The organism is Streptomyces sp. NPDC127119 (genome assembly GCF_042677425.1).
Lineage (GTDB): Bacteria > Actinomycetota > Actinomycetes > Streptomycetales > Streptomycetaceae > Streptomyces.
This window is the reverse complement of the sequence record NZ_JBHXTO010000007.1, coordinates 41045-63245: the sequence shown is the minus strand read 5'-3', so window position 1 is coordinate 63245 and position 22201 is coordinate 41045. Positions and strand designations below refer to the sequence as shown.

Below are 22201 nucleotides of genomic sequence, written 5' to 3'. Positions count from 1 at the left end.
CAGAGGTCAGGCTTTCAGGCCGCGAAGTGACTCGAAGGGGTGAAGCGAGACTAACAAGCCCTATGCAACGTTGCGCCAATACATATGCTGCGGAATGTCTGCCTCGGTGAACCAGCAACTGCCGCCGCAGCGCGGGGACGAGATCGCCGACCACCGATCACCAGGGAGTGTCATGACAGGGAGCCCAGGCTCGAACGAAGTCACCTTCCAGCTGCCTCACTGCCGTCGCAGCGTCCCGAGAACGCGAGCGCTGGCGCACGCCGTGCTCGGGGAATGGGGCGTCGGCCAAGACGTATTGGACGTGGCGGAGTTGCTGCTCTCCGAGCTGGTGACCAATGCGCTGCGAGCCCCCGCGTCGAGTGGCCGACAGGTCGGCGTCCGGATCGCGAGAGCAACGGCGGACGGTCTGCTGAGACTGGAGGTCAGCGACGAGGGCGCGGGCCGGCCCGAAGTGCGAACGCCCAGCGACGACGAGACCGGTGGGCGCGGGCTACTCCTGGTGGAGGCACTGGCGCACCGCTGGGGCGTCGAGGAACACGAGGCCGGTACCGGAAAAACGGTATGGGCCGAGCTGAAGGCGCCGGACATCGTCGCCGAGCCCGTCGAACGGGAGATCGCGGCGGCCATGGTGGGACCGGACCAGCTCGTGAAGGTATGGGGTGAGTGGCGCGTGGTCGTCAGCGCACGAAGCGAACGCCATGACGGGGACGACCCCGCGGTGGTGCTGAGCCTGGACGAGGGCCCGCCGCTACGAGTCCGAGCAACGGAACCGCTCACTGTCCGGCAACGCGGGGAGGACGCAGGGGGCGTTTGAGTGCGTGGCCATCCAGCTTGTGACCGGGGCGTCGGCTGTTCCAAGGCCGCTCCATTGGTCCCTCCGCTGACGGGCTTGGCGCAACTGCTCGCGTAGAGCCTGATTTTTCTCCTTGGAGCGCCGCGACTGTCGATGGCGTCGGTCAATCAACGATCAATCGACGCAATGACACCTCGGACGATTACCGACCAAGGGCACAATGTGAACGGCTGTACCTGCCGATTGCGCAGGATCGTGGGCGGCCGAAGGGGGATATCGTGCCATTCTTCATACCCGTTATACTCATCGGTGTTGGTGTGGCGACGGGCGGTAGCGGGGTCGCGCTTGGCGGCAAAGGCGCTCGCGATCTGAAGCGTTCCAAGGACCGGTGCAAAGAGGCAGGCCGGAGCTACGAGCTACGCCGAGCCCAGGCCGAGGACGCACTGGCAGAAACGAATGCTGCCCTCAAGGCATTGGGGGAGGAGCAGAGGCAGGCATTGGCCGATGTCGTCCTACGCATGGGCGACTTCCTGCGCCGCCACGAGCGACAGGTACGCGAGAGTGAACGGCTGCTGGTGGAGGGCATCGATGCCACCATGACCAAGATCCCCGGGCTTCGCGGCCTCGACGTCGACGCGGTGGCATGGATCAGCGGGGCTCTGGGATCTGCGGTGGCGGGAGCGGGCGCGGGCGCTGGGATCACAGCCGCGGTGAGCAACTTTGGAGTCGCGAGCACCGGAGCCGCGATCTCCGGCTTGGCCGGTGCCGCAGCCGAGAGCGCGACCCTCGCTCTCCTTGGCGGTGGGTCGCTTGCGTCGGGTGGCGGAGGCGTGGCCCTGGGAGCCACAGCGCTCAACTTCGTCACCATTGGTCCCGCGCTGCTCATCGGTGGACTGATCGTCAAGGGCCAAGGCACGAAGGCGATCACCCGGGCAAGGGAGACCGAGGCGAAGATCGCCGTGGCAGTCGCTGAGCTTGACGAGACAGACGCCCGACTGAAGGGCGTCGACACCCGCGCCGCAGAACTGCGCGAGCTTCTCACTGACCTCACCTTCCGGGCGCTCGACGCGCTGGAGCTCTTGGAGTCCGAGCCGTTCGATCCGCCGAGGCACGCCGAGCGCTTTCAGCGAGCCATGGCACTGGTCATGGCGGTCCGCGACGTGGCGGCGACTCCGATTGTCGACACCGAAGGCAAGTTGGACGAGCGCAGCGGAAACCTGACCATCAGGTACACACCCTTGATCGAGGAGACTCACCATGCCTGACCAGTCCAAGGTGCACGTGGGCAAGGTCGTCAACGCGGCCAAGGGCTCGGTTCGAGCGATGGACGGCCTCGCCGCGCTGAACGGGATGGTCGAAGCCGCCCGTGAGTGCATCCACATCCATGAGGTCGAGAGCACCAAGAGAGCCCGGATCGAGGCCTACGAAGCCACCGAGGTCGCTCGGATCCGGGCTGCCGAAGCCGTCCTCAAGGACTACTTTGCGCAGGCATTTGAGGAACGACGCAACATCTACGACGAGATGTTCGTGCGGCTGGACAGGGCACTCGACGAGGGCAACGGCGAGGTTCTGCAGGCCGTCGTGCGAGGGATCGTCGACATCGCCAAGAGCTCACCACTCGCGGACATCGGAGACCTCTCCCAGATCCGGTCGGCACTGGACGACCCGGACCAGGTATGGGAGCTCTGATCGCAACGCGTTTCGGACATGACACCGCCGTCGGGACACGCGCGAGCCCACCGTGCGTCTGTGATGGTCCGCGGGGCCTTGCTGTGACCGCTGGTTCAGGAGCTCAGGTGCCGGGCTGTCCTTCTGGCGCAGTCGTGTTCGCTTCAGTGACTGCCTGGGAACGTTCTTCGCGCCGCTGACGGGCACGGGCCACGCGAGCCGGAGACTGGAACAGGTCGTTCAACACCTCATCCATGAGTGTCAGTATCTCTTCGGCCGCCTCGTGATCGATGGGGGTGAGGTCACCATGGGCCACCTCATTTCCGCCGAAGCGCACCTCGTGTGCAGCCTCCGTGATGTGTTCACGCAGCAGTCCGAGACGGTGGAGCTCATCGATCTTCGCGATGAGGCTCCCTCTGTTGACACCCTTTTCCTTCGCAGATGCCTCGACCACTGAGCGGGCGAGTGCGACTGCAGCTCGGTCAGCCTTGATGGTCAGACAGTCGTGCGCCTCAACCGCGAGTGACTCGATTGCTGCGGGGACATCTGGGAATGTCCTGTTGGACTTTGCCGGGGGAAACCATCGTGGCTGCTGGGCCTGAGGATGGTCCCAGAGATCAGAAGGTGCGTTGTCCCAATCATTCGTCGGCTTGTAGTCGGTCCACCCGTGGGCGAGGACCAGTCGACGGCAGTTGGCACATTGATAGGCTTCGAATCCCACGTTGAGACGGCTGTTCTGATCGAGGACCACTTCGGCACCGCCGACGGGTCTCATGTGAGCCAGCCGTCCGCACCATCCGCATGTCGTGCTCGCCATGGTCGGAGACTAGCGGGCAGCAGCTCGATGGGCATGAGATTTAAGACTGTTGTGCTCGCTGAGCGGAGCAAGTGGCAGGGCAGGCCCGATAACAATTCCGGGAGATCCACAACGCTCGCACGGTTACCACATACCCCGTGCAGGCATCAGCGGAGTGCCGTCCGTCTCTGACGATGAGGCGCCGCAGTGCTCGTTCCCACGGAAGACCGTACGTCTATCGGCAACTATTCCACCGGCTATTTGAAAATGCGTGCCGCAAGCTGCCAAAAATACCGCTCGGTTCATCGAAACTCGGAAAAATAAACGCTAATTGGATCGACGCATCCGCCATACCGGCTCTCTGGAGTGCTGCGGCTGCCCACCAGCGTTCCAGCACTGCCTCTGAGGAGAGAGGGAGGAGTTCCTCTCGCGTTGCTAGGGCCCCTGCTCCGTAGGAACAGCCGGCAGCCCGGCGGCTCCGGTCAGGGTAGCTGGCTCCAGGAGTCCCGCCACCACAGCCTGGATGATGACGTCGTTGGCTATCCGCTCGCTGCCCACCCCGGCGATGTAGAGCCGGAAAGGCACAATCAGAATGAGAGCCCACCAAGGCGAATAGAGCCAGCTCAGCGTGGCTGCGAGACCTACGAGGGAGTAGGCGACGTTCTTGCGGAACTCTGCCTCTCCCACAGCTCGGTCGTACTCGTTGAACAAGTCGTAGTTGGCGATCAGGAGTTTAATGCGAAGCTGCCTGGTCTCACCAAGAACGTCACGTGCCACAAGGTTGGCCAGACCACGCTCGCCCTGCTCACGCCGAGCATCTCTGACCTCGTCCGGCTTTGGTATCGCCACTCGTCCTTGCGCCTGCAGGAAGCGGACCAGGTCATCGAACGCGAGCCTCGACACACGTGGTGTGAGAGCCATCTGAATGTTCCTGAGCCTTGCCGTCTTCCGCGCTTCCTGCACATTCACCGCGGCAACTCGGACCATCAACATCGCACCGATGAGGTACGCGGCAAAAGCCGCGGACGCCAGCAGTGCGGCAGGGCCCATCAAACCGCCGAGACGATACAGCGACGCCCACACGCCTTGCGCTTGCTCTCGCGTGGGGACCCGATGCTCCACGATCAGCCAGAGCGTCAAAAGCCAAATGCACCCCGCCGACAGCGGTGCCCGGACGTCACGAAGGCCAGGCAGTAGGTTCGCCAGCATCTCTCCTCCTTGATCCAACGAGCTGGCCGCATGGGACAACAGGACCTGGGTGGAGCCCCGAGCGACCGAGCGTGAGACGCGTGCCGACAGCGTTGGTGGCGTGGGTAGGCCGTCCGCACTCGTAGGTCCCGTGCCGCGGGACCTACGAGTGGACAGCGTGAAGGCTGAAGACGACCAGCGCGGCCACATGCCAGGGATCTTCACTTGCGAGTGGTCGGACCGAGAGGCTCGACTGCCTGCGCGGAGACGGACAAGGAGACGAGGCAGCCGTTGAACTGCCAGAAGGGTCGCCAAGGTCATCACGTCGCTATTACGTGATCACTGGCAAACGGCTGCTTTCGGCGGCATCCGCCTGCACACGCCCCCAGACACGCGAAGACCCCGTCCTCAGCGAAACCGCTGATGGCGGGGTCTTGGGCACACTTACACAGTGTGCCCCCGGCAGGATTCGAACCTGCGCACACGGCTCCGGAGCACGTTCGGAGATCCGCTTGCAATTCGGCGCTGACCAGCATTTTCCTTGATCTCTGAAGGTGTGGGGTGCCCTCCTGTATCGCAGATAGTGCGAAGTCGGAAGTCGCCTCCGGCTCCTGCACCCATTGAGAGGTCGGCTTCGCCGACGGGCTGCAACACCCGGGGTGTTGCAGCCGCTTGTGGCCGTTCGACGCTCCGCTCAGCCAGTTTGAGAGGTGTGCCCCCGTTGTCAGTCTCGACTCGTACGGTTTGGGCATCGAATCGATGGAGGCTAAATGCCCGAAGGCGTAGGTGAGTTCAGATGGCGGTGGATCAAGTCACGTCACCCCAGGACAGAGAAGCTCTTCCTCTACTACCCGAACAGTGCGCGTACGGACTGCAAGGTGATCCGCGTATGTGACCGGGATGGGCTCGATCACGCAATGCTGATCTGGAACGTCTGCCATGACTGCAGGTTCGGGATGATCGCGAAGATCTCGATCATCGACGAATGGCAGCGACAAGGCCTAGGGCGACGGCTCTTGCTGTGGGTTTTACGGGAGAGTCCTGGTTGCGACTGGGTTACTTCGGGCCAGTCGCCCGAGGCGCAACTGTTCTTCCCTGCCATGACGCGGGAGACCGGTGCGGCCTTCACCAACAGGGGCAAGTCGTGCGGACACCTTGACATCGGGAACCGGTCGTACCCGAAGCCTCGGGTCCTAACCGACATCTGAGGCCATCCGTCCGGACACCCCGGACAGCTAGCGTTCTAGCTGTCCGGGGTATTTCTGCAGGTCAGGGTAATAATCGGACAGCCGGACAGCTCGGACACCCTCATGCGGAGCCGAGCTGAGCCGTTCATGGTGATGAGACTTGAGGGAGATCATTCCACTTACGACGATCACTTCACGATCGACAAAGACTTCAGAAGTGCGACAACAGGTGTAGCTAGTTCCACTCCTTTTCCCAAAGCGGTAGCAAGCCCTTCGGCGAAGTTTCGCACACGAGAGAAGAAGGTGGCTTGATCACTTTCTTCTTCGGCCAACCTGACTGCTTCTGCGGAGAGTTCTTCTATTTCTTGGGGCGGCATATCTGATTGGTCCAGGGCGTCCGGAACCTCTCGCAATAGCGAGCGAATGTTTATTTCGACGCGACTTACCACCTCTACTTGCTGTTTGACTGAAGTCACCATTTCTGTGGCGTTATTAACGACTATGCCTGCTGGTCCCAAAGCGTTGCAGACGCTTCCGTAAAGATTTCGCAATTCAAGTTGCAGCTCTTCAATTCGCGCACGGTGCTTTTGTTCGCGATCCATCTGCCGACGAAACCTTGTGACCCAACTGGAGCCAGAATTTAGAAACCTCTCCTGCATGGCGCTCGCAGCCGGATGTCTACTCCTGAGGGATACTCGACTGGCCGTTTGATAATGTGCTTGAATCGACTTGATCAGTCCCGATGTAGCTTCCCAGTTTCCTTGTTCAAGCTGAATAGTGGCGTTCGCAATATCGCGCAAAGCGAGAGCCTCAAACGACGACGCGCGAAGGAAGTTAGCTATTACGGGAATGTGCCTGTCGGCGCAAGATGCAGCCTCCAGGTATGATGAATTTGCCGCGTCGGCACTCTCTGCCGCACTGACGTAATCTCCCCAATTAATTTGTTGCTCGTACTGCATATGGTAGCTGTAAGCCTCACTGGCGTGTTGCAAGTAGCTGAATAGAGCCAGGATATCTTCATCGTCTTCGTTGTTCTCCGATTGGCCGGATAAAGTTTCCGAGTAGTCTTGAGCGGTGGCGGCAGCTCTGTCGAAAGCGGCTCTCGCACCGGCGTAGTCCATCGCTCCTCGCCGGATCATCCCGGAGACGTTCTCTGTCGTAACCCTCAGTTGCGAGTAGAGGAATGAGGAGGATGGCCCTTCTGTTGCTGTGAGGGTGCTTGCCTGGTCGAGTCGTCGCAGAGCCTCGACTCCCCTGCCCTGCGTGTACTCTTTGAGTGCCTCCCAGACGGCCTGCATGTGTTCGCGCAAAATATCCATGTGTGTTGCGTAATCGCGAAGGCTGCTAATTTCCGATGTAAGGGGATGTACGGGATCGGCAGCGCAACGATCCAGGAGATTCAGATAGTTTCGGCGCACCCGTTTGGCTTCAGTCAAATTTTCTAGCACCGAATCGATGTTAAGTTGCGACATTGCTTCAGCGGCGGCAGAGAGTAGAGCCCCTTCTAGATTGTCTACGGCGGAATCGTAGTCATGATCAAATTCTGTCGGCGATTGTACGGAATTTACTTTTTCCGTTAGGGGGTAATCGCGGTTAATTCTGTCGGGAAGTTCCATTTCGTTCATGCGGTCTCCATGGTCGTCGATCTCGGTAATGGTACTGTGAGACTGTGATCGGATCGTGCGATTTGGGGAGATTCGTTTCCTTGGTGTCATGTGGTCATTAGCTGACCGCCCAGGCAGGTGATGTTTGTGAAAGGCGATCTTGCGCAGTGCGAGTGCCGCCGCCACCGAGATCGGCTGAGTCGATCAGGTCGGAAGCCGCAGTGGCTCTTGTGGCCTCACGGAGATCTGCTTCGCTAATGGGCCTGACCGCCCAGAGAGCGGCAACGTCTGCGATCTGGATAGTCCGGACAGCGGTCCTGTGCGCTGTCCGGACCGTTTGCGCAGGTGAGAGCCCCAACAGGCAGTCGGACGCGTGGGACACTGCTGTCCGCCCGTGCGCCCGGTGACGCTCTTGACGGCGGGCAGCGGGTGGAATGAGAGGAGCCGAAGTGCCGGAGACCAGTCCGCGCGGGACCTACCTGGTCATTGCTGAGGCGCTGCGAAACCAGATCGAGGCGGGGAGAGGCGACAGCGCTCTACCGTCAGAGGCTGATCTGATGCGTTCGCATGGAGTCGCCCGGAACACGATCCGTCGCGCCCTGAAGGCTCTCGAAGCCGACGGTGTTGTTGAGTCTGCTCCTGGCATTGGATGGCGGGTCGCTCGTGGCGGCGACCGTCGGTCTCTCACGGAACGGATGACCGACGTGATCACAGAGGACTGCTTGTCGGTGGGCGATACGTATCCGTCCGAAGCAAAGCTCTGTGAGCGGTTCGGTTACTCCCGCACTGCGGTGCGGCGGGTTCTTGCCCAGATGGAGGGAAACGGCCTGCTCGCGACGGTCCACGGCAAGGGGCGAACGGTGCGCGCTCTCCCGACCCCCACGGTTCGGCCGTAGTCTTTGCCGTCATGGGACTGACTGAGTGGGCGTACTCGCTCTCCGAATCGCTGCTGTCTGATCCGCTCCCGCGTCGGTGGGCTCATTCGCTGGGGGTCGCCGAGCGCGCTCGCTCCCTTAGGCCGATCCTGGGTGCCGATGCAGAGTTGCTTGAAGCCGCCGCAGTGCTTCACGACATCGGGTACTCGCCAGCCATCGCCACCACGGGCTTCCACCCGCTGGACGGTGCGCGGTTCCTCCGGGACCGGGAGAGGACAGACGAGCGGGTCGTTCGTCTCGTGGCTCACCACTCTTGCGCCCTGTTGGAAGCCGAGGAGCGCGGACTGAGGCAAGAGCTTGAGGGGGAGTTCGAGTTGGAGCGCCCGGACCTGGTCGACGCCCTGCTGTACTGCGACATGACGACGACGCCCGACGGTAGGCAGACCACGCCGGCCGAGAGGCTGGACGAGATTGTGCAGCGGTACGGCCCTGACACGATTGTCGGGCGGTTCATTCAGCGCGCGGCTCCTGAGATCCACGCAGCGGCGAAGCGCATTGAGGACCGGTTGGTACAGGTCTCTGTCGACGGTTAGCCGATGTAGGGATGGTGCCGTGATTCGTCGAGACCATGCCGGATGCGGAGCATCATCGACGGGTGAATGACCAGTCCATCGAGGTCCGTTGGGGCAACCCAGCGGACCTCTTTTGATTCGCTACTCGTACGCAGAGAGCCACCGACGGGGCGGGCCCGGAAGCAGATGGAGAACTGTTGCCGGACCTCTCCGTCGTCGTACGCCAGCACGTGTTCAGGGTCGGTGTAGATCCCCACGATGCTATCTACCTCAACATCAATGCCGGTCTCTTCCGCGACCTCACGGACGACAGTGTCTCCGATGCGCTCGCCGATGTCGTGGCCACCGCCGGGCAGTGCCCACAGGTCGTTGTCTGTCTTGTGGATGAGCAGCAACCGCCCCGCGTCGTCTCGTACGACCGCAGTGACCGAGGGCACCACCGAGTTGGCTTGAGGAGCGTTCGGGTCGCGGAAGTAGTCGATGCGGCTCATCAGGCAGTGCCTTTCCAATCGGCAGGTGAAGAGATCGGGCGGGCCGATTCCCAGACCTTCTCAACGCTCTCAGCGTAAGCGTCGAAGAGCTCACCGCCGGGCACACGTCGCAGGTGCAGCACGGGGGCCATGTAGGCGCCGACGCCGTAGAGGTGCCCGTTCGCCAGCATCTCATCATCGGCCCGATAGATCGAGTTGTAGAGGGTCGTACCGTGCAGCCGGAACTCCACCCTGGGGAGGCCGAAGAGCGGGCCGTAGTTGATGAGGGCGTTTCGGATCTTGCCTCCCATCGCCGCGCCTATCCCTTCGTCCTCGCCGCGGACCGCAACGGCTGGCGCCGTGGGCTCTCCCAGGATGAGGCGAATCGGCACTCCGTCGGCTGACTTCTCTTTCACGATGCGGTGGAACGTCGCGTCTTCCGTGAGCCAGAACCCGGAGTACACCAGCAGGTCAAACTGGCGAGTCGCCTTGGAGTAGAGGTTCGTCCAGAGGGTTTGCATCACGACGGACCGGTGTGGATAGAGCCTGACCAATTCCGCGTTGCCAGAGGCTGTGACCTCGGCTGATGTGCGTTCGTCCGGCCATAGGTACGACACCTCGCACTTCAGCAGTGAGGCTGTCGCGTACTGGAAGCGGCGATAGGGCTTGCGTTCAGGCTCGTTGATCCAGCGTTCGACCGTCTTGGACGCGACCCCGAGCCGCTGAGCGACCTCGTCAAGAGTCAAGCCCAAGTCCACTATCGCGCCGCGCAGTCGCTCGTTCGACACGCCAACCTCCGGCCAGATGGGACGACTTGGTACGACTTCACGCTAGCTAAGGACGACCTAGGTCGTACAGGCGCGAAGTCGAGTGTCGCCGTTGGAGAAGCCAGTCTCTAGGCATGTCGAGCGGAGGGGCTCGCAGAACTTCGAACAGCCGACGGGCTTGACGGGGCTAGCCTCTCTCTGCAAGATGAGGAACACGTAATACATGTACCTCAGTGTGGTGCAACGGAGCGCAGTCCCCGGGGTCCGCACTGTCCTGAGCACGCGTGTGTCCGTCGGCGGGACTCCCCAGCAAGGTCGCCTGTCGCCGGACCTCTCCCTGTCCCATCGACGCAGGAGAACGTCTATGCGTACGTACATCGGCAATCAACAGGCAGCCTCTGCCGAGGACTTCGCGGAACTGGCGCTCGGTACCCCGGTTGAGCTGTGGCTCGGAGTCAAGGGCGAGACGGACGAAGAGCGAGCGGCGCGCGAGGACGCGGCGCGCGACATCCTCGCCGACGACCCGAGCCTTCCCGACGACTTGATCCGTATGGCTGCGGAGGTCATCGAGGAGAACCCGGACCTGTTCGACGTGGTCCCGCTGGCTCGCCCGGCCCGTCGTCGCACGGCACGTAAGGGGGTGGCGGCATGAGGACGATGGCCCCCACCGCTGAGGAACTGTCCGATCACACGGGCAAGCCGCGCCCGTGCATCCAGATGCCGCTGAGCTACGACCAGGCCCGATTGGGCATGGCGTTCCACGAAGCCGGTCACGCCGTGCTGTCCCTGGCCTACGGCATGCGCGTCTTTACGAGCGAGGTCATCGCCTGGGAGTCGCCTACCGGCGGGTGGGCGGTCACCGGCAACACTGCCTGGCAGGGGCGGGACACCGATGTCTGGCAGTTCGCCGCACAGTGTGCGGCCGGACCGCTGGCGCACGTGCAGTACCTCATGGTCTACGGCTTGTGGACCCCTGAGCGTGCTGCCGCGTGCGAGGCCGATCACGACCGTGAGTTGGCCGTCGACACGCTCGCCCGCCACGGGTTCCGGCTCGGCCGCGACTACGTGCCCGAGGGCGGAAAGTCCTGGGGAATGGTGCGCGGCATGGCCCGCCGCAAGGTGACCCACCTGTGGCGCGAGATCCGCACTGTGGCCCACGCCATGAACGAGCGCGACATCCTCACCGGCGACGAGATCGCAGCCCTGACCGGCCTGGTCAACCCGTCGATGCGGGGAGGCACCGCATGAGCACCCCGGACAGCATGCTTGCCGCCGCTCACGCGGAGGTGAAGGCGGAGATCACGCGGACCGACACCAAGACCGGTCTGCTGCTCGCGTTCGTCGGTGCGGTCCTCGCCGGATCGTGGACGGTCGCCAAGGACATGCCGATGACGCTCCCCGCCTGCATCGTGGGCGGTCTCGGCATGGCGCTGCTGGTTGGCGCGGCCGGTCTGCTGCTGCGGTCGGTGCGCCCGAACCTGGGTGGTGGCCGGCACGGCTTCCCGCTGTGGGCCACGCTCACCGCGGATGAGATCACCGCCACTCTGTCAAGCGACCGTGCCGCGCACATCGCGGGCCTGTCTCGTATCGCGGTGGCCAAGTTCACCGGCCTGAAGCGCGCAGTCGACCTGACCTGTGCGGGCGGCGCGCTGCTCATCGCCGCGGCCCTGATCACGGCGGGGGGTGCGGCATGACGACGCAGGCCATTGAGCGTCCGGCGGTGCCGCGTCTCGCGGGCAAGGAGAAGGTTCTCCTCGGTCTTGCCGTGGTCCTGGGGGTCGGCGTCGGCGGGATGGGGTTGATCGCATCCTTCGACACGGTCTCCGCAGCCGGAGCCCGTTGGGGCTTCGCCACTCCGGAGATGCTGCCGATCGGCATCGACGCGGCCATTCCGGCTTTCACCTTGGTGAATCTGCTGTTGATCCGGATGGACATGCCTCTGAGCTGGGTGCGCTTTGTGCCCTGGTTCCTCACCGGTGTCACGTGCTGGCTCAACGTCGCGGCCGGACAGTCGCTGTCCGCGAAGCTGGCGCACGGCACGATGCCGCTGCTGTGGGTAGTGCTGTCCGAGGTGGCCGCGCACGTCTACGCCTCCCGGATCGGTGCGGTGACCGGACGCCGGATGGAGAAGATCCGCCGCTCCCGTTGGCTGCTCGCCCCGCTGTCCACGTTCGCCCTGTGGCGCCGGATGACGCTGTGGGAGGTCACCTCCTACGCGGACGCGCTCGGCAGGGAGCGTGAGCGGCAGCTGGCCCGCGCGGAGCTCCGGGAGCGGCACGGTCGCCGGTGGCGCTCCAAGACGCCCCACCCCGAGCGTGTGCTGTTGAAACTGGGTGAACTCGCCCCGCAGAGCGAGGGCACACCACCCGCACCGCCGCAGGCCGCGGAGCCGTCGAAGCCGGATGCGCCCAAGCCGCCCCGCAAGCGCACCACCACCAAGGCAAAGGCCAAGACCGCCAAGGTGACGCGGACCCCTGCGGAACTGCTCGCCGAAGCGCGCGAGAAGACCGCGGACTGGACGGACGACGCGATCAACGCCGAAGCGATCCGCACCACGCTGCACTGCTCGGCAGCGAACTCCCGTGTCCTGCGGGACCTGCTGTTGGGCGAGCGCGCGGACGGCCGGCGCCTGCACCCGATCGACGACACCGACACCGGCGAGGGGGCGGCGGCATGAGCACCTTGACCACAGCCTTGCTCTCCGGCGCGCCCGGGGCGGCGGGATGGGCGGTCCACGTGTGGTGGCTGCGCGCCCGCCTGCACACCGCCCGGCGGGACCCGCTCACTGGCCTACGCACCCGCGACAGTTTCACCCGCTGCGCCACGGTGCTGCTGAAGGACCCCCGCGCGGTGGTGGTGCTGGCCGACGTCGACAAGTTCAAACAGATCAACGACACCCACGGGCATGCCGCCGGTGACGTGCTGCTGAAGGCGACCGCCGATCGGCTCGTTCATCACATCGGCCGGTTCGGAGTGGTGGGCAGGCTCGGGGGCGATGAGTTCGCCGCTGTACTGCTCGATGAACACGGAGCCGTGGCCGACCTGTTCGCCGTGCTGCACGGCGTACTCGCCCGGCCGGTCGAAGGCGAGGACCCGGCAGTGCACACCACGGTCTCGCTCGGCTGGGTCCGCGCCACGGACTTCCCCGCCGATGACCTGTCCGGGCTGATGCGGCGGGCGGATGAGGCGATGTACGCGGCCAAGCAAGCTCGTGCCGGACTGCGCCGCGCGGGTCTGGGGCGGCTGTTCGCGACCGTCACCGGACGCCGCTCCGGCCGCAGCGGTGCCCGCACGGCGGCCCCGAGCGTGGGGGTGGCGGTCTGATGTCCGCGGTGTTCGGTAAGTGCTACGACCCGGCCGGCGCCCTGCACGGCATTCCCACCTACCCGTGGCGCCTGGCCCCCGACGGCCTGTCGACCCGCCGACAGCTCCGGGCCCGGGGACTGCGGCCAGTGGGTCAACCGATCGCGGCTCAGGTGATGCGGGCCAAGCGACGGGCCGGAGGCGTACGAGTCGCGTACCTCTACCGCGTCGACCGCGCCAAGCCGGTCCGGCCGATGACGTCCCGGAAGTGGGGGGCGCTCGCGCTGGCGATGCTCGCGCGGCGCACCTGCCCCCGCTGCCGGATCGATGTCGGCTACTGCATCCCCACCTCGCACGGCATCTGTGGCCTGTGCATCGCCACCGAGGAACAGCGCGCCGCCTGACCAGGCAGAGGGCCCCGGCATTCACGGCCGTGAGGGCGCCGGATCGAATCCGGCCCGGGGCACGCACGAACCGCACCACACGGGCCCGACCGCTCACCTCCACAGCGTTCGGCCGGGCCCACCTCCCGCAGATCCGGAAGGAAGTCTCAGTGAAGCACCCCGACGACGACAACGAACTGTTCAACCGACTGGAAGCCGAAATGACCGACCCGCCCGCCCCTGCCGGGGGCGAGGTGGTCGACCTCGGCAAGGCCCGCACCGCGCGCGACGGGTCGCCCGACTCGACAGCCGACCCGTCGGCCGCCTCCCGGCCGTCGAAGTCGGCCGACCCGGAGCCGACCGAGTCGCCCGACGCACGGTCGACTCTGGTCGACAGTGCGGTGCCGACCGTGTCCGGCCCCGGCGTCATCGACCGCATCAAGAACTCCAAGCGGCTGGACGTCTTCCCGGCGTGGCTGAAGTCGCGCACTGAGTTCAAGGAAGCGCTCGGCTGGCTCGCCGGACACGCCTGGCACACGGTCGCCTTCCACGCGGTCCGCGTCCCGGTCGTCTACCTGCCCAAACTCGTCTGGCGCGCCCCGCGCGGCGCGCTCAACATCATGGGCCGGATCGGCCGTTGGGCCGTGGATGCCGAGGGCGAGGCACTGCGCCAGTACACCGCCACCAATGAGCAGGTGGATGAGTACCTGAAGCTCTCCCGGCAGCGGGACCGGCGCGTCCGGCTGCGGATGATCCTCACCATCCTCGGCAGCATCTTCGCCCTGGTGGTGGGCCTTTTCCTGGTGTTCGGCGCGGAGTCGATGACGCAGGCCATCGCCGCCACGCTGGCCGTGCTCGGCTGCGGGTGGGCCGGGGCGCCGGCGGACGCGCCGCTCGCCACCCGGGCGGTCATCAAGACCGAGGTGCAGAAGCTGACCAGCGACATCGTGGTCAAGGCCATGGCCTCCATCGGCATCGGCCAAATCGCCAGTGCCGTGGCCAAGGGTCAGGACGGCATCAAGTTCGTCTCACCCATCACCCGTGAGGGTCCGGGCTGGCGCGCGGACATCGACCTGCCGCTCGGTGTCACCGTGGCGGACGTGGCCGACCGGCGCTCCCGGCTCGCCTCCGGCCTGCGCCGCCCGCTGGGGTGCGTGTGGCCGGACGCCGACCCCGACGAACACGAGGGGCGGCTCATCCTGTGGGTGGGGGATAGGGACCTGTCCAAGACCGGCATCGTCAAGTGGCAGCTCGCAGGCGCCCGTCGGCACGACATCTTCAAGCGGAACCCGTTCGGCATCGACCCGCGGGGACGTGCTCAGTCGGTGCCGATGATCCAGCACAACATCCTGGTCGGCTCGCTGCCCGGCCAGGGCAAGACCGCCTCCGTGCGCGTGCTGGCCTGCGGCGCCGCCCTGGATCCGTCGGTGGAACTGTGGTTGCACGAGAACAAGGGCACCGGCGACCTGGACTCGCTCGAATGCGTCAGCCACCGGTTCGTGTCCGGCATCGACGACGACTCGATCAAGTACGCGGCGGATTCGCTGAAGCTGCTGCGTGCCGAGGTCATGCGGCGTGCGGGTGTGATCAAGAAGCTGCCGCGGGACCTGTGCCCGGACAAGCGCATCACCCGCGCGATCGCCGACAAGCGCTCGTTGAAGCTCTGGCCGCTGGTCGGCGTGTTCGACGAATGCCAGAACCTGTTCGCCCACCCCAAGTACGGCAAAGGGGCAGGTGACGACGCCGAGTTCATCATCAAGCTCGGTCGCGCGCTCGGGGTCATCCTCGTACTGGCCACGCAGCGTCCCGACAAGGACTCGCTGCCCACGGGGATCAGCGGCAACGTGTCCATCCGCTTCGCGCTTAAGGTCGCGGGCCAGACCGAGAACGACATGATCCTGGGCACGTCGGCGTACAAGAACGGCGTGCGCGCCACCTCCTTCCGCCCGGAGATCGACGCCGGTAACGGCTACCTCGCCGGCGCGACCGCGCTGCCGGTCGTGGTGCGCACCGCCTACCTGGACGACAACGCCACCCACGCCATCGCTCAGCGCGCGCATGCGCTGCGCAAGGCCGAGGGCACGCTGTCCGGGCACGCGCTGGGGGAGGACGCCGAGACCACTACGGGCCCGTCGTACGACCTGCTCGCCGATGTCGCCGCTGTCGTACCGCCCTCGGAGAACCGGGTGTGGAACGAGCGGATCGCCGCCCGGCTCGCGGAGCTGCGCCCGGAGGTCTACGGCGGCTGGAAGGGCGAGAACGTCACCTCCGCGCTCAAGCCGCACGGCATCAAGACCACCGGCGTGGCCGGGACCACCGACGACGGAGAGCGCACCACCCGCCGCGGCATCGCCCGCGACGACCTCACCGCCGCGATTGCGGAGCGTGACGGAAACCGGGGCGCCGCCTAGCCCCGGACGGCTGCTACCGGTAGCGGGCTCACCTGCTACCGGTAGCACCCCCGCTAGCACCCCAAACAGCACCCCATCTGCGATCTAGCGGATAGCACCCCATCTGCGGAAACCCCGGAAACCGGCCCGGAGGAACCCTGATGACCCCCATAGCCCTTGCTACCGTCTTCCTGCTCATCATCACACTGTGTTACGCAGCTGTGTGCGCGGGGAGCCCGTTCGGCACCTGCCGTAAGTGCAACGGCTTCGGCTTCGCCACCACCACCGACCGCAAGGGACGCCCGAAGCGCGGCAAGCGCTGCCGCCGCTGCAAGGGCCGCGGCAAGCGCGTCCGCATCGGCCGCTGGCTCTTCAACCGCGCCCAGCGGATCTACCGCGAAGGCACCCACTGACCCGAAAGGAGGTCACCGGCATGGCCGTGACCATCTCCCTCGCCCTGCTCTTCGGCTTCGTGCTGTTCATGCTGCTGCGCTCCAAGACCCTCGGAGCGGGCTCCGCGTTCGTCGCCGTGATGTTCGGCTTCTACCTCGCCGACAGCGGCGCCGCCACCACCGTCAACGAACTCATGAGCGCCGTGGTCACCGCGCTCCCGGACCTGTAGGAGCACCCGGTGAACGAACAGATCGTGGCGCGCCACTGGCTCGCCCTCATCGCCCCCAAAACCGCACCGGTGCTGGCCACGTCCACCGTGCTGATCCTGGCCCGGATCTGGAACGCCAACGGCGCTGAACACTCCCTCGGCAATGCCGTGTTGATGACCGCGCTGTCCCTCGCCGCCGCGGCGGCCGGCGCCTGCGCGAGCGTCGGCCGCGCCGGAGACCCCGTCATCGCCGGAACCGCGTTCGCCACCTCCGGCGGGCTCGCCCTCGCCGGAGTTGCCGGATACACCGACGGGCTCTCGCTGCCCCTGCTGCTGTGGGTGCTGGCAACCGCCGTCACCTACGGGCTCGCCGCCCGGTACTGGCGCGACGACCGTCGCACAAGCGTGGCGTTCGAGCGGCACGTGAGCGACCGGCGCGAGGAACACGCCCACATCGAGCGTGTCGAGACCATCCGCGGAACGACACGGATCGAAGTGGCCCGCACCGGCGCCGCCTACGCCGAACAGCTCGCCGCCGCGCTCACCGCCCGCGCGATGCTGCCCGGCTTCGACCCCACCGCGCTGGATGCGGCAGGCCTGCCGGAGCTACCGACGCACCACCGCGCCGCATGAACGCAGGCGCGATACGCCTGCTGATCTGGCGTGAGGCCCTGCACTTCGACCGGTTCGAAGACCTGCCCTGCGCCCTGTGCCGCAAGCCCACGCCGATGCGCTCGCACGCCGACGAGCCCGTCCACAAGGTGTGTGCAGAGCGGTGGAACCACACCCACCCCGACGCACCCCGCCACCACGCCGGAAGTCGTGATCTCGGCACCCACCGCTTCCACGACGACGCCCCCACCCCCAGCAAGACCAACGTGCGGCACCTGCCCGGGCGGACCGCGCCCGCCTCCCTGCCCCTTCAACTCACCGCCGCTGAAAGGAAGTCCGCATGAGTACCGCTCTGTGGCCCGCGACCCACCGCATCGCCACCACTCTCAACGAGGCCAACGGCACCGACGACAAAGAGATCTCTACGCGCCTGCTGAAGGTGACGGAGGAAGCAGGAGAGGCCGCTGCCGCGTACATCGGGATGACGGGCCAGAACCCCCGCAAGGGCATTACGCACAGCCGCGCGGACGTGGCCGACGAACTCTGCGACGTCATCATCGCCGCCACGGTCGCCCTCCACTCCTTCACCGACGTTGCCCCCGCCGTGCTGGACGCCAAGCTGCATGCCGCAACGCGACGCCTCCACGAGACCGAGGTGTGGCTGACGGCCTGGCCGACACCTAAGAGCGTCTACGCCACCGCCCCCGACATCACCGAAGAGATCGGATGGACCACAGCAGCGGCCAGGACAGTGATCACACACTCACAAGACGACGACATGAGCCGTGAGTACTGGCTGCGCAAGGCCGCAGTGCTGGACCGCATCGTCTTGAGCTACGAGGCCGACGGAGTCCCCAACGGCAGCGACGACATCGCAGCCAATGCCGCCCGGCAGCTCATCGCGGCCGACCGGGAAGGCCACGGCGACTACTACGGCGACCCGTATGGGCCCGACGACCCGGCCAGCATCGCCCACCCGCGCGGCTACGTCCGGCAGGAATACGCCCGTTGGGCCAATAACCAGTAGCAACGCCGCGGCGGCGGGACTCCCCAGCAAGGTCGCCCGCCGCCGCGGTTCTCCCTGCCTATCCGAAGACAGAACAGGAGAACCCCAGGATGCCGTACCCCGACGGCCCTGCCCAGCTCGCCTCAGCGCTTGACGCAGCGTCGCGAGACTGGCACGTCTTCCCTCTCGTGCCTGGTGACAAGCGCCCCGCCATCTCCGCATGGGAACAGCACGCCACCACCGACCGCGAGCGCATCACCCGATGCTGGTCACGCGCCGCGTACAACGTCGGTATCGCCGCCGGACCTTCCGGACTGGTCATCATCGACTTGGACCGGCCCAAGCATGCCGCCGACACCCCGCCGGCCGACTGGGGCGAGCACGGGGTCACGGACGGAGCCGACGTGCTCACCGTGCTCTGCGAGCGCCACGGCCAGCCTTTCCCCGCCGACACGTACACGGTCCGCACCTGGAGCGGCGGCACTCACCTCTACTTCGCCGCGCCCGAGGGCGAGCCTCTGCGAAACACCGCCGGGGACAGCGCCCGGGGACTCGGCTGGAAGGTCGACACCCGCGCCGTGGGCGGACTCGTTGTCGCCGCGGGCAGCACCTTCGCCGGACGCCCGTACGAGGTGGCCGACCACGCCCCTGTGGCGCCCTTGCCGGGCTGGCTAGCCGATCTCCTTCGGCCCGCCCCGCTGCCGCCACAGACGCCCATCAGGGTCGCTCTCACCGGTCGCGGACGACGTGCGGCCTTCCTGCGGTCCGCGGTCAACGGGGAAGTGGCGCGGGTCGCCGAGTCCGGAGAGGACCAGCACAACAACGCGCTGTACATCGCTTCGGTCGCCCTCGGACAGCTCGTTGCCGGGGGAGAGCTGAGCGAAGCCGACGTGACCGGCTGGCTGCTGACCGCCGCTCTCCAAGTAGGCCAGGGCGAGCGCGAGGCACACCGCACCATCGCCTCCGGCCTCAGGGCCGGGGCGCGGCGCCCCAGGACGGTCGCGGCATGAGCGCCAACCCGATCCCGCCCCTGCACCTCTATTCCGTGCCCAGCGACCCTCAGCCTTCAGCAGCGACACCGCCGAAGCGGGAGCGCCCGCGGACCGCGTGGACAGCGGATCAGCTCATGGCCACGGAGTTCCCCGAGCCGAAATGGGCCGTGCCCGGCATCCTCGCCGAAGGCGTGAGCCTGCTCGCCGGACCGCCCAAGGTCGGCAAGTCGTGGCTGTCCCTCGGGCTCGCCCTCGCGGTCGCGGCCGGAGGACAGGCGTTCGACTCCGTGCCCGTCCAGGGCGGACCGGTCCTCTACCTCGCCTTGGAGGACACCCCGCGCCGCCTTCAGAGTCGCATGGGCAAGCTCCTGGGAGGACAGCCGGCGCCTGCCGGTCTGACCCTGGTCACCGAATGCCCACCCTTCCCCCAGGGCGGCACAGAGGCCATCGCACAGTGGCTGGACCGCAACCCCGATGCGCGCATGGTCGTCATCGACGTGTTCGCCAAAATGCGAGGACAGGCCCCGCAAGGCGTGTCGGCGTACGACGCCGACTATGTGTCCGTCAGCTACGCGAAACGACTCGCCGATCACTACAGCGTGGCTGTCGTCCTCGTCCACCACGTGCGCAAGGCCGCCTCCGAGGACTTCCTGACGGAGGTCTCGGGAACCAACGGCATCGCGGGCGCCGCAGATGCCACGCTCGTACTGAAGCGGGCCCGCGGACAGGCAGACGGCATCCTGCACGTCACCGGCAGGGACGTGGACGAAGCCGAGTACGCGCTTCAGTTCCAATCCGCCTCCGGAGCCTGGCACTTGCTGGACGGCCCTGCGACTGACCACACCGTCGGGGACACCCGAGCCGCGATCCTGCGCTACGTCCGCGCTCACCCCGGAGCGAAGCCCAAGGACATGGCGGGCGAGCTGTCGCAGGTCGACATCGACACGATCCGCCGGACGTGCTCCCGCATGGCCGAAGCGGGACAGCTCACCAGGGACGGCAGCGGCCGGTACTACCCGGACACCGAGACCCGGACACAGGGCGTACCGGAGGTGTCCGGACTGTCCGACTGTCCGGTTACCCCATCTGACCAGCACGAAAAACCCGGACAGTCGGAATTGGAGCTGTCCGGGCTGTCCGGGTCGACCGAGGCCGAAGGGACGGCGGTATGAGTTCCCGCGCGCTGGAGGAGAAGTTGACCGTCGCGGAGGTCATCACTGATCTGAAGGTGGCTCCGTCGACGTTCTACCGGTGGCGCCAACTCGGGAAGGGCCCGCGCTCGATCAAGCTGCCGAACGGAGACGTCCGCATCCGCCGGTCCGAATACGAGCGTTGGCTTGCGGAGCGGGAGGACGCCGCGTGAGCACGACCGATGACGCCTCGCCTCTCCGTCCGCACGGGGAGGCGCGGCCGGGATACTCCCTCGATGTCCGACTGTGGAAGGTCACGACGGTCAACCGGAAGGCGCGTCCGTATCAACTCCGCTGGGTCGTAGGCGGGAAGGTGAGCAGCGCGACGTTCGCCACTTCGGCACTTGCCGACAGCCGCCGATCGGAGCTCCGGCAGGCCATGCGGCGGGGGGAAGCGTTCGAGATCGCAAGCGGACAACCTGAGTCCGAAGTCCGTGCGGCGGAGGCGGCGGCAACCGTGGCTGAGGTCAAGCCGTCGTTGCGGTGGTTCGAGTTCTGCCGGAGGTACCTCGCCGGACGGTGGCGGATGAGCGCGGCCAAGACGCGCGAGGGCATAGCGGACGGACTCGCGGCCGTGGCGCTCGCCATGGTGAAGCGCGGGGAGAACACCCCTGACGACACGGATCTGCGGCTGGCCTTTCGGTGGGGGATCGTCCCCGCGAACGCGGGGCAGGAACCGCCGGCCGAACTGAAAGCCGCGTACGAATGGCTCACGATGCAGGACCGGCCGGTCGCCGACCTGGTCGACGCTGAGGTGTTCGAGGACGTGGTGTACCGGATCAGCTATCGACTGGACGGCACCCCCGCGGCAGGCGAGACGCACAAGCGACGTCGCCGCGTCCTGAACACGGCCCTTGAATACGCGGTGGCCGCCAAGGAACTTCCAGAGAACCGCCTCCAAGGGGCCCACAAGAAGCGCGTAGGCTCCGGCGCCGTGGTGGACCGGCGCGTCCTCGTAAACGCCGTACAGGGCCGCCAGTTGCTCACAGCTGTTTCCTACGTCGGATCGTGGGACCGAAACCGCGGGAGGCGCCTGGTCGCGTTCTACGCGGTGCTCTATTACGCGGGTCTCAGACCCGCTGAGGCGGTCGGACTGCGGCTGTCCGACTGTCACTTGCCGGACGCGGGTTGGGGCACGCTGACGCTACGGGAGACACGTCCTATCTCCGGTAAGCAGTGGACCGACTCAGGTGAACGGCACGACCGCCGGGGCCTGAAAGCGCGAGAGGTGGACTCGGACCGTCCGGTCCCCATCCCGCCCGTCCTGGTCGCCATCCTTCGGGCCCATCTGAAGGAGTTCGGGACCGCCAAAGAGAGCCGTGTGTTCGGGAATGAGCGTGGGGGAGCGGTCGGCTCATCGACGTACTGGCGCGTGTGGGAGGAAGCGCGACTGTTCGCCCTCCCACCGGACCGTGTCGACTCGCCGTTGGCGGGGCGCCCGTACGACCTACGGCACGCGTGCATCACGCGGTGGCTGAACGCGGGCGTGCCGATCGCGGAGGTGGCACGGCGAGTAGGCAACTCCCCAGAGGTGATCCACCGCAGGTACCACGGCTGTATCGACGGCCACGAGGAAGCAGCCAACGCGAAGATCACTAAAGCGCTGGAGGATGAGGGAGACACCCTCTAGTCCAGAGGCACCCGGCCCCGGGGCGCATTGGGCCTGACGAGCGGCGCGCGGTCTGGCTTCAACTGCGCCCGGCTGAGCAAGTATTCGAGATTACCGATGGCTAGCAGTGGGAAGGGATCTCGCTGCGGTGCATCCTGTAAAGGCGCTGACTTTCGCCTGAATTGGACCGCAGTG

Annotated in this window: 26 protein-coding genes; 21 read left to right on the top strand and 5 right to left on the bottom strand. The window is 66.1% G+C overall.

Annotation, left to right across the window (positions count from 1 at the left end):
• The first annotated feature begins 172 nt into the window (after window positions 1–172).
• The 3 genes from ACFVH5_RS05650 (at window position 173) to ACFVH5_RS05640 (ending at window position 2482) form a co-directional block, all read left to right on the top strand.
• Window positions 173–814 carry an ATP-binding protein gene (locus tag ACFVH5_RS05650; RefSeq protein WP_385832294.1) on the top strand — a complete coding sequence of 214 codons (642 nt, stop codon included), beginning with the start codon at window positions 173–175 and terminating at the stop codon, window positions 812–814.
• A 257-nt stretch (window positions 815–1071) separates the two neighbouring features.
• Complete coding sequence (locus ACFVH5_RS05645; RefSeq protein WP_385832293.1) at window positions 1072–2058, top strand: hypothetical protein; 987 nt, start codon at window positions 1072–1074, stop codon at window positions 2056–2058.
• Window positions 2051–2482 (top strand): hypothetical protein, encoded by a 432-nt coding sequence (locus ACFVH5_RS05640; protein WP_385832292.1) that lies wholly within the window; start codon window positions 2051–2053, stop codon window positions 2480–2482. Before ACFVH5_RS05645 ends, ACFVH5_RS05640 begins: the two co-directional genes overlap by 8 nt.
• Before the next feature lie 103 nt (window positions 2483–2585).
• On the opposite strand, the gene ACFVH5_RS05635 is transcribed toward ACFVH5_RS05640, so the two are convergent.
• The 3 genes from ACFVH5_RS05635 to ACFVH5_RS05625 form a co-directional block, all read right to left on the bottom strand.
• A complete protein-coding gene (locus ACFVH5_RS05635) occupies window positions 2586–3278 on the bottom strand; it encodes a DUF4145 domain-containing protein (RefSeq protein WP_385832290.1) in 693 nt (230 codons plus the stop codon).
• 414 nt (window positions 3279–3692) lie between these two features.
• On the bottom strand, window positions 3693–4466 hold the full coding sequence (locus tag ACFVH5_RS05630; protein ID WP_385832289.1) for a hypothetical protein: 774 nt from the start codon (window positions 4464–4466) through the stop codon (window positions 3693–3695).
• Window positions 4467–5820: 1354 nt separating this feature from the next.
• On the bottom strand, window positions 5821–7257 hold the full coding sequence (locus ACFVH5_RS05625; protein WP_385832287.1) for a hypothetical protein: 1437 nt from the start codon (window positions 7255–7257) through the stop codon (window positions 5821–5823).
• 428 nt (window positions 7258–7685) lie between these two features.
• On the opposite strand from ACFVH5_RS05625, the gene ACFVH5_RS05620 reads away from it, so the two are divergent.
• Window positions 7686–8132 carry a GntR family transcriptional regulator gene (locus ACFVH5_RS05620; protein WP_385832286.1) on the top strand — a complete coding sequence of 149 codons (447 nt, stop codon included), beginning with the start codon at window positions 7686–7688 and terminating at the stop codon, window positions 8130–8132.
• Window positions 8133–8143: 11 nt separating this feature from the next.
• Window positions 8144–8704 (top strand): HD domain-containing protein, encoded by a 561-nt coding sequence (locus tag ACFVH5_RS05615; protein ID WP_385832284.1) that lies wholly within the window; start codon window positions 8144–8146, stop codon window positions 8702–8704.
• Here ACFVH5_RS05615 and ACFVH5_RS05610 read toward each other — a convergent pair.
• Window positions 8701–9174 carry an NUDIX domain-containing protein gene (locus ACFVH5_RS05610; RefSeq protein ID WP_385832282.1) on the bottom strand — a complete coding sequence of 158 codons (474 nt, stop codon included), beginning with the start codon at window positions 9172–9174 and terminating at the stop codon, window positions 8701–8703. The two genes, ACFVH5_RS05615 and ACFVH5_RS05610, sit on opposite strands and share 4 nt — an antisense overlap.
• Window positions 9174–9941, bottom strand: a complete 768-nt coding sequence (locus ACFVH5_RS05605; protein ID WP_385832281.1) for a helix-turn-helix domain-containing protein — start codon at window positions 9939–9941, stop codon at window positions 9174–9176. The genes ACFVH5_RS05610 and ACFVH5_RS05605 overlap by 1 nt, the downstream gene beginning before the upstream one ends.
• Before the next feature lie 343 nt (window positions 9942–10284).
• Here ACFVH5_RS05605 and ACFVH5_RS05600 point away from each other — a divergent pair, with 343 nt between their 5' ends.
• From ACFVH5_RS05600 to ACFVH5_RS05525, 16 genes are all read left to right on the top strand, one after another.
• Entirely contained in the window at window positions 10285–10572 is a 288-nt protein-coding gene (locus ACFVH5_RS05600; protein WP_385832280.1) for a hypothetical protein, read from the top strand.
• Complete coding sequence (locus ACFVH5_RS05595) at window positions 10569–11168, top strand: hypothetical protein (RefSeq protein ID WP_385832279.1); 600 nt, start codon at window positions 10569–10571, stop codon at window positions 11166–11168. The genes ACFVH5_RS05600 and ACFVH5_RS05595 overlap by 4 nt, the downstream gene beginning before the upstream one ends.
• Complete coding sequence (locus ACFVH5_RS05590; protein WP_385832277.1) at window positions 11165–11614, top strand: Pycsar system effector family protein; 450 nt, start codon at window positions 11165–11167, stop codon at window positions 11612–11614. The genes ACFVH5_RS05595 and ACFVH5_RS05590 overlap by 4 nt, the downstream gene beginning before the upstream one ends.
• The gene (locus ACFVH5_RS05585; RefSeq protein ID WP_385832276.1) at window positions 11611–12597 is read left to right on the top strand and encodes a DUF2637 domain-containing protein; all 987 of its coding nucleotides are present in this window, start codon (window positions 11611–11613) and stop codon (window positions 12595–12597) included. Before ACFVH5_RS05590 ends, ACFVH5_RS05585 begins: the two co-directional genes overlap by 4 nt.
• Complete coding sequence (locus ACFVH5_RS05580; protein WP_385832274.1) at window positions 12594–13244, top strand: GGDEF domain-containing protein; 651 nt, start codon at window positions 12594–12596, stop codon at window positions 13242–13244. Before ACFVH5_RS05585 ends, ACFVH5_RS05580 begins: the two co-directional genes overlap by 4 nt.
• On the top strand, window positions 13244–13627 hold the full coding sequence (locus ACFVH5_RS05575; protein ID WP_385832272.1) for an RRQRL motif-containing zinc-binding protein: 384 nt from the start codon (window positions 13244–13246) through the stop codon (window positions 13625–13627). The genes ACFVH5_RS05580 and ACFVH5_RS05575 overlap by 1 nt, the downstream gene beginning before the upstream one ends.
• A gap of 149 nt (window positions 13628–13776) precedes the next feature.
• The gene (locus ACFVH5_RS05570) at window positions 13777–16017 is read left to right on the top strand and encodes a cell division protein FtsK (protein ID WP_385832270.1); all 2241 of its coding nucleotides are present in this window, start codon (window positions 13777–13779) and stop codon (window positions 16015–16017) included.
• A 140-nt stretch (window positions 16018–16157) separates the two neighbouring features.
• Entirely contained in the window at window positions 16158–16409 is a 252-nt protein-coding gene (locus ACFVH5_RS05565; protein WP_385832269.1) for a hypothetical protein, read from the top strand.
• Window positions 16410–16429: 20 nt separating this feature from the next.
• On the top strand, window positions 16430–16618 hold the full coding sequence (locus ACFVH5_RS05560; RefSeq protein ID WP_385731854.1) for a hypothetical protein: 189 nt from the start codon (window positions 16430–16432) through the stop codon (window positions 16616–16618).
• A gap of 9 nt (window positions 16619–16627) precedes the next feature.
• Window positions 16628–17230, top strand: coding sequence for a hypothetical protein (locus ACFVH5_RS05555; RefSeq protein ID WP_385832267.1), 603 nt, complete (start codon window positions 16628–16630; stop codon window positions 17228–17230).
• Entirely contained in the window at window positions 17227–17553 is a 327-nt protein-coding gene (locus ACFVH5_RS05550; RefSeq protein ID WP_385832265.1) for a hypothetical protein, read from the top strand. Before ACFVH5_RS05555 ends, ACFVH5_RS05550 begins: the two co-directional genes overlap by 4 nt.
• The gene (locus ACFVH5_RS05545) at window positions 17550–18236 is read left to right on the top strand and encodes a hypothetical protein (RefSeq protein WP_385832264.1); all 687 of its coding nucleotides are present in this window, start codon (window positions 17550–17552) and stop codon (window positions 18234–18236) included. Before ACFVH5_RS05550 ends, ACFVH5_RS05545 begins: the two co-directional genes overlap by 4 nt.
• 167 nt (window positions 18237–18403) lie before the next feature.
• Entirely contained in the window at window positions 18404–19225 is an 822-nt protein-coding gene (locus tag ACFVH5_RS05540; RefSeq protein ID WP_385832263.1) for a bifunctional DNA primase/polymerase, read from the top strand.
• A complete protein-coding gene (locus ACFVH5_RS05535; protein WP_385832261.1) occupies window positions 19222–20379 on the top strand; it encodes an AAA family ATPase in 1158 nt (385 codons plus the stop codon). The genes ACFVH5_RS05540 and ACFVH5_RS05535 overlap by 4 nt, the downstream gene beginning before the upstream one ends.
• Window positions 20376–20570, top strand: a complete 195-nt coding sequence (locus ACFVH5_RS05530) for a helix-turn-helix transcriptional regulator (protein WP_385731842.1) — start codon at window positions 20376–20378, stop codon at window positions 20568–20570. The genes ACFVH5_RS05535 and ACFVH5_RS05530 overlap by 4 nt, the downstream gene beginning before the upstream one ends.
• Complete coding sequence (locus tag ACFVH5_RS05525; protein ID WP_385832260.1) at window positions 20567–22027, top strand: tyrosine-type recombinase/integrase; 1461 nt, start codon at window positions 20567–20569, stop codon at window positions 22025–22027. Before ACFVH5_RS05530 ends, ACFVH5_RS05525 begins: the two co-directional genes overlap by 4 nt.
• The last annotated feature ends 174 nt before the right edge of the window (window positions 22028–22201 follow it).

What these genes read in the sequence shown, in the direction of transcription:
- ACFVH5_RS05650 (WP_385832294.1), top strand. Translation starts at nt 173, where the DNA reads ATGACAGGGAGCCCAGGCTCGAACGAAGTCACCTTCCAGCTGCCTCAC.
- ACFVH5_RS05640 (WP_385832292.1), top strand. Translation starts at nt 2,051, where the DNA reads ATGCCTGACCAGTCCAAGGTGCACGTGGGCAAGGTCGTCAACGCGGCC.
- ACFVH5_RS05635 (WP_385832290.1), bottom strand. Translation starts at nt 3,278, where the DNA reads ATGGCGAGCACGACATGCGGATGGTGCGGACGGCTGGCTCACATGAGA.
- ACFVH5_RS05630 (WP_385832289.1), bottom strand. Translation starts at nt 4,466, where the DNA reads ATGCTGGCGAACCTACTGCCTGGCCTTCGTGACGTCCGGGCACCGCTG.
- ACFVH5_RS05625 (WP_385832287.1), bottom strand. Translation starts at nt 7,257, where the DNA reads ATGAACGAAATGGAACTTCCCGACAGAATTAACCGCGATTACCCCCTA.
- ACFVH5_RS05615 (WP_385832284.1), top strand. Translation starts at nt 8,144, where the DNA reads ATGGGACTGACTGAGTGGGCGTACTCGCTCTCCGAATCGCTGCTGTCT.
- ACFVH5_RS05610 (WP_385832282.1), bottom strand. Translation starts at nt 9,174, where the DNA reads ATGAGCCGCATCGACTACTTCCGCGACCCGAACGCTCCTCAAGCCAAC.
- ACFVH5_RS05600 (WP_385832280.1), top strand. Translation starts at nt 10,285, where the DNA reads ATGCGTACGTACATCGGCAATCAACAGGCAGCCTCTGCCGAGGACTTC.
- ACFVH5_RS05595 (WP_385832279.1), top strand. Translation starts at nt 10,569, where the DNA reads ATGAGGACGATGGCCCCCACCGCTGAGGAACTGTCCGATCACACGGGC.
- ACFVH5_RS05590 (WP_385832277.1), top strand. Translation starts at nt 11,165, where the DNA reads ATGAGCACCCCGGACAGCATGCTTGCCGCCGCTCACGCGGAGGTGAAG.
- ACFVH5_RS05585 (WP_385832276.1), top strand. Translation starts at nt 11,611, where the DNA reads ATGACGACGCAGGCCATTGAGCGTCCGGCGGTGCCGCGTCTCGCGGGC.
- ACFVH5_RS05580 (WP_385832274.1), top strand. Translation starts at nt 12,594, where the DNA reads ATGAGCACCTTGACCACAGCCTTGCTCTCCGGCGCGCCCGGGGCGGCG.
- ACFVH5_RS05575 (WP_385832272.1), top strand. Translation starts at nt 13,244, where the DNA reads ATGTCCGCGGTGTTCGGTAAGTGCTACGACCCGGCCGGCGCCCTGCAC.
- ACFVH5_RS05565 (WP_385832269.1), top strand. Translation starts at nt 16,158, where the DNA reads ATGACCCCCATAGCCCTTGCTACCGTCTTCCTGCTCATCATCACACTG.
- ACFVH5_RS05560 (WP_385731854.1), top strand. Translation starts at nt 16,430, where the DNA reads ATGGCCGTGACCATCTCCCTCGCCCTGCTCTTCGGCTTCGTGCTGTTC.
- ACFVH5_RS05550 (WP_385832265.1), top strand. Translation starts at nt 17,227, where the DNA reads ATGAACGCAGGCGCGATACGCCTGCTGATCTGGCGTGAGGCCCTGCAC.
- ACFVH5_RS05545 (WP_385832264.1), top strand. Translation starts at nt 17,550, where the DNA reads ATGAGTACCGCTCTGTGGCCCGCGACCCACCGCATCGCCACCACTCTC.
- ACFVH5_RS05535 (WP_385832261.1), top strand. Translation starts at nt 19,222, where the DNA reads ATGAGCGCCAACCCGATCCCGCCCCTGCACCTCTATTCCGTGCCCAGC.
- ACFVH5_RS05530 (WP_385731842.1), top strand. Translation starts at nt 20,376, where the DNA reads ATGAGTTCCCGCGCGCTGGAGGAGAAGTTGACCGTCGCGGAGGTCATC.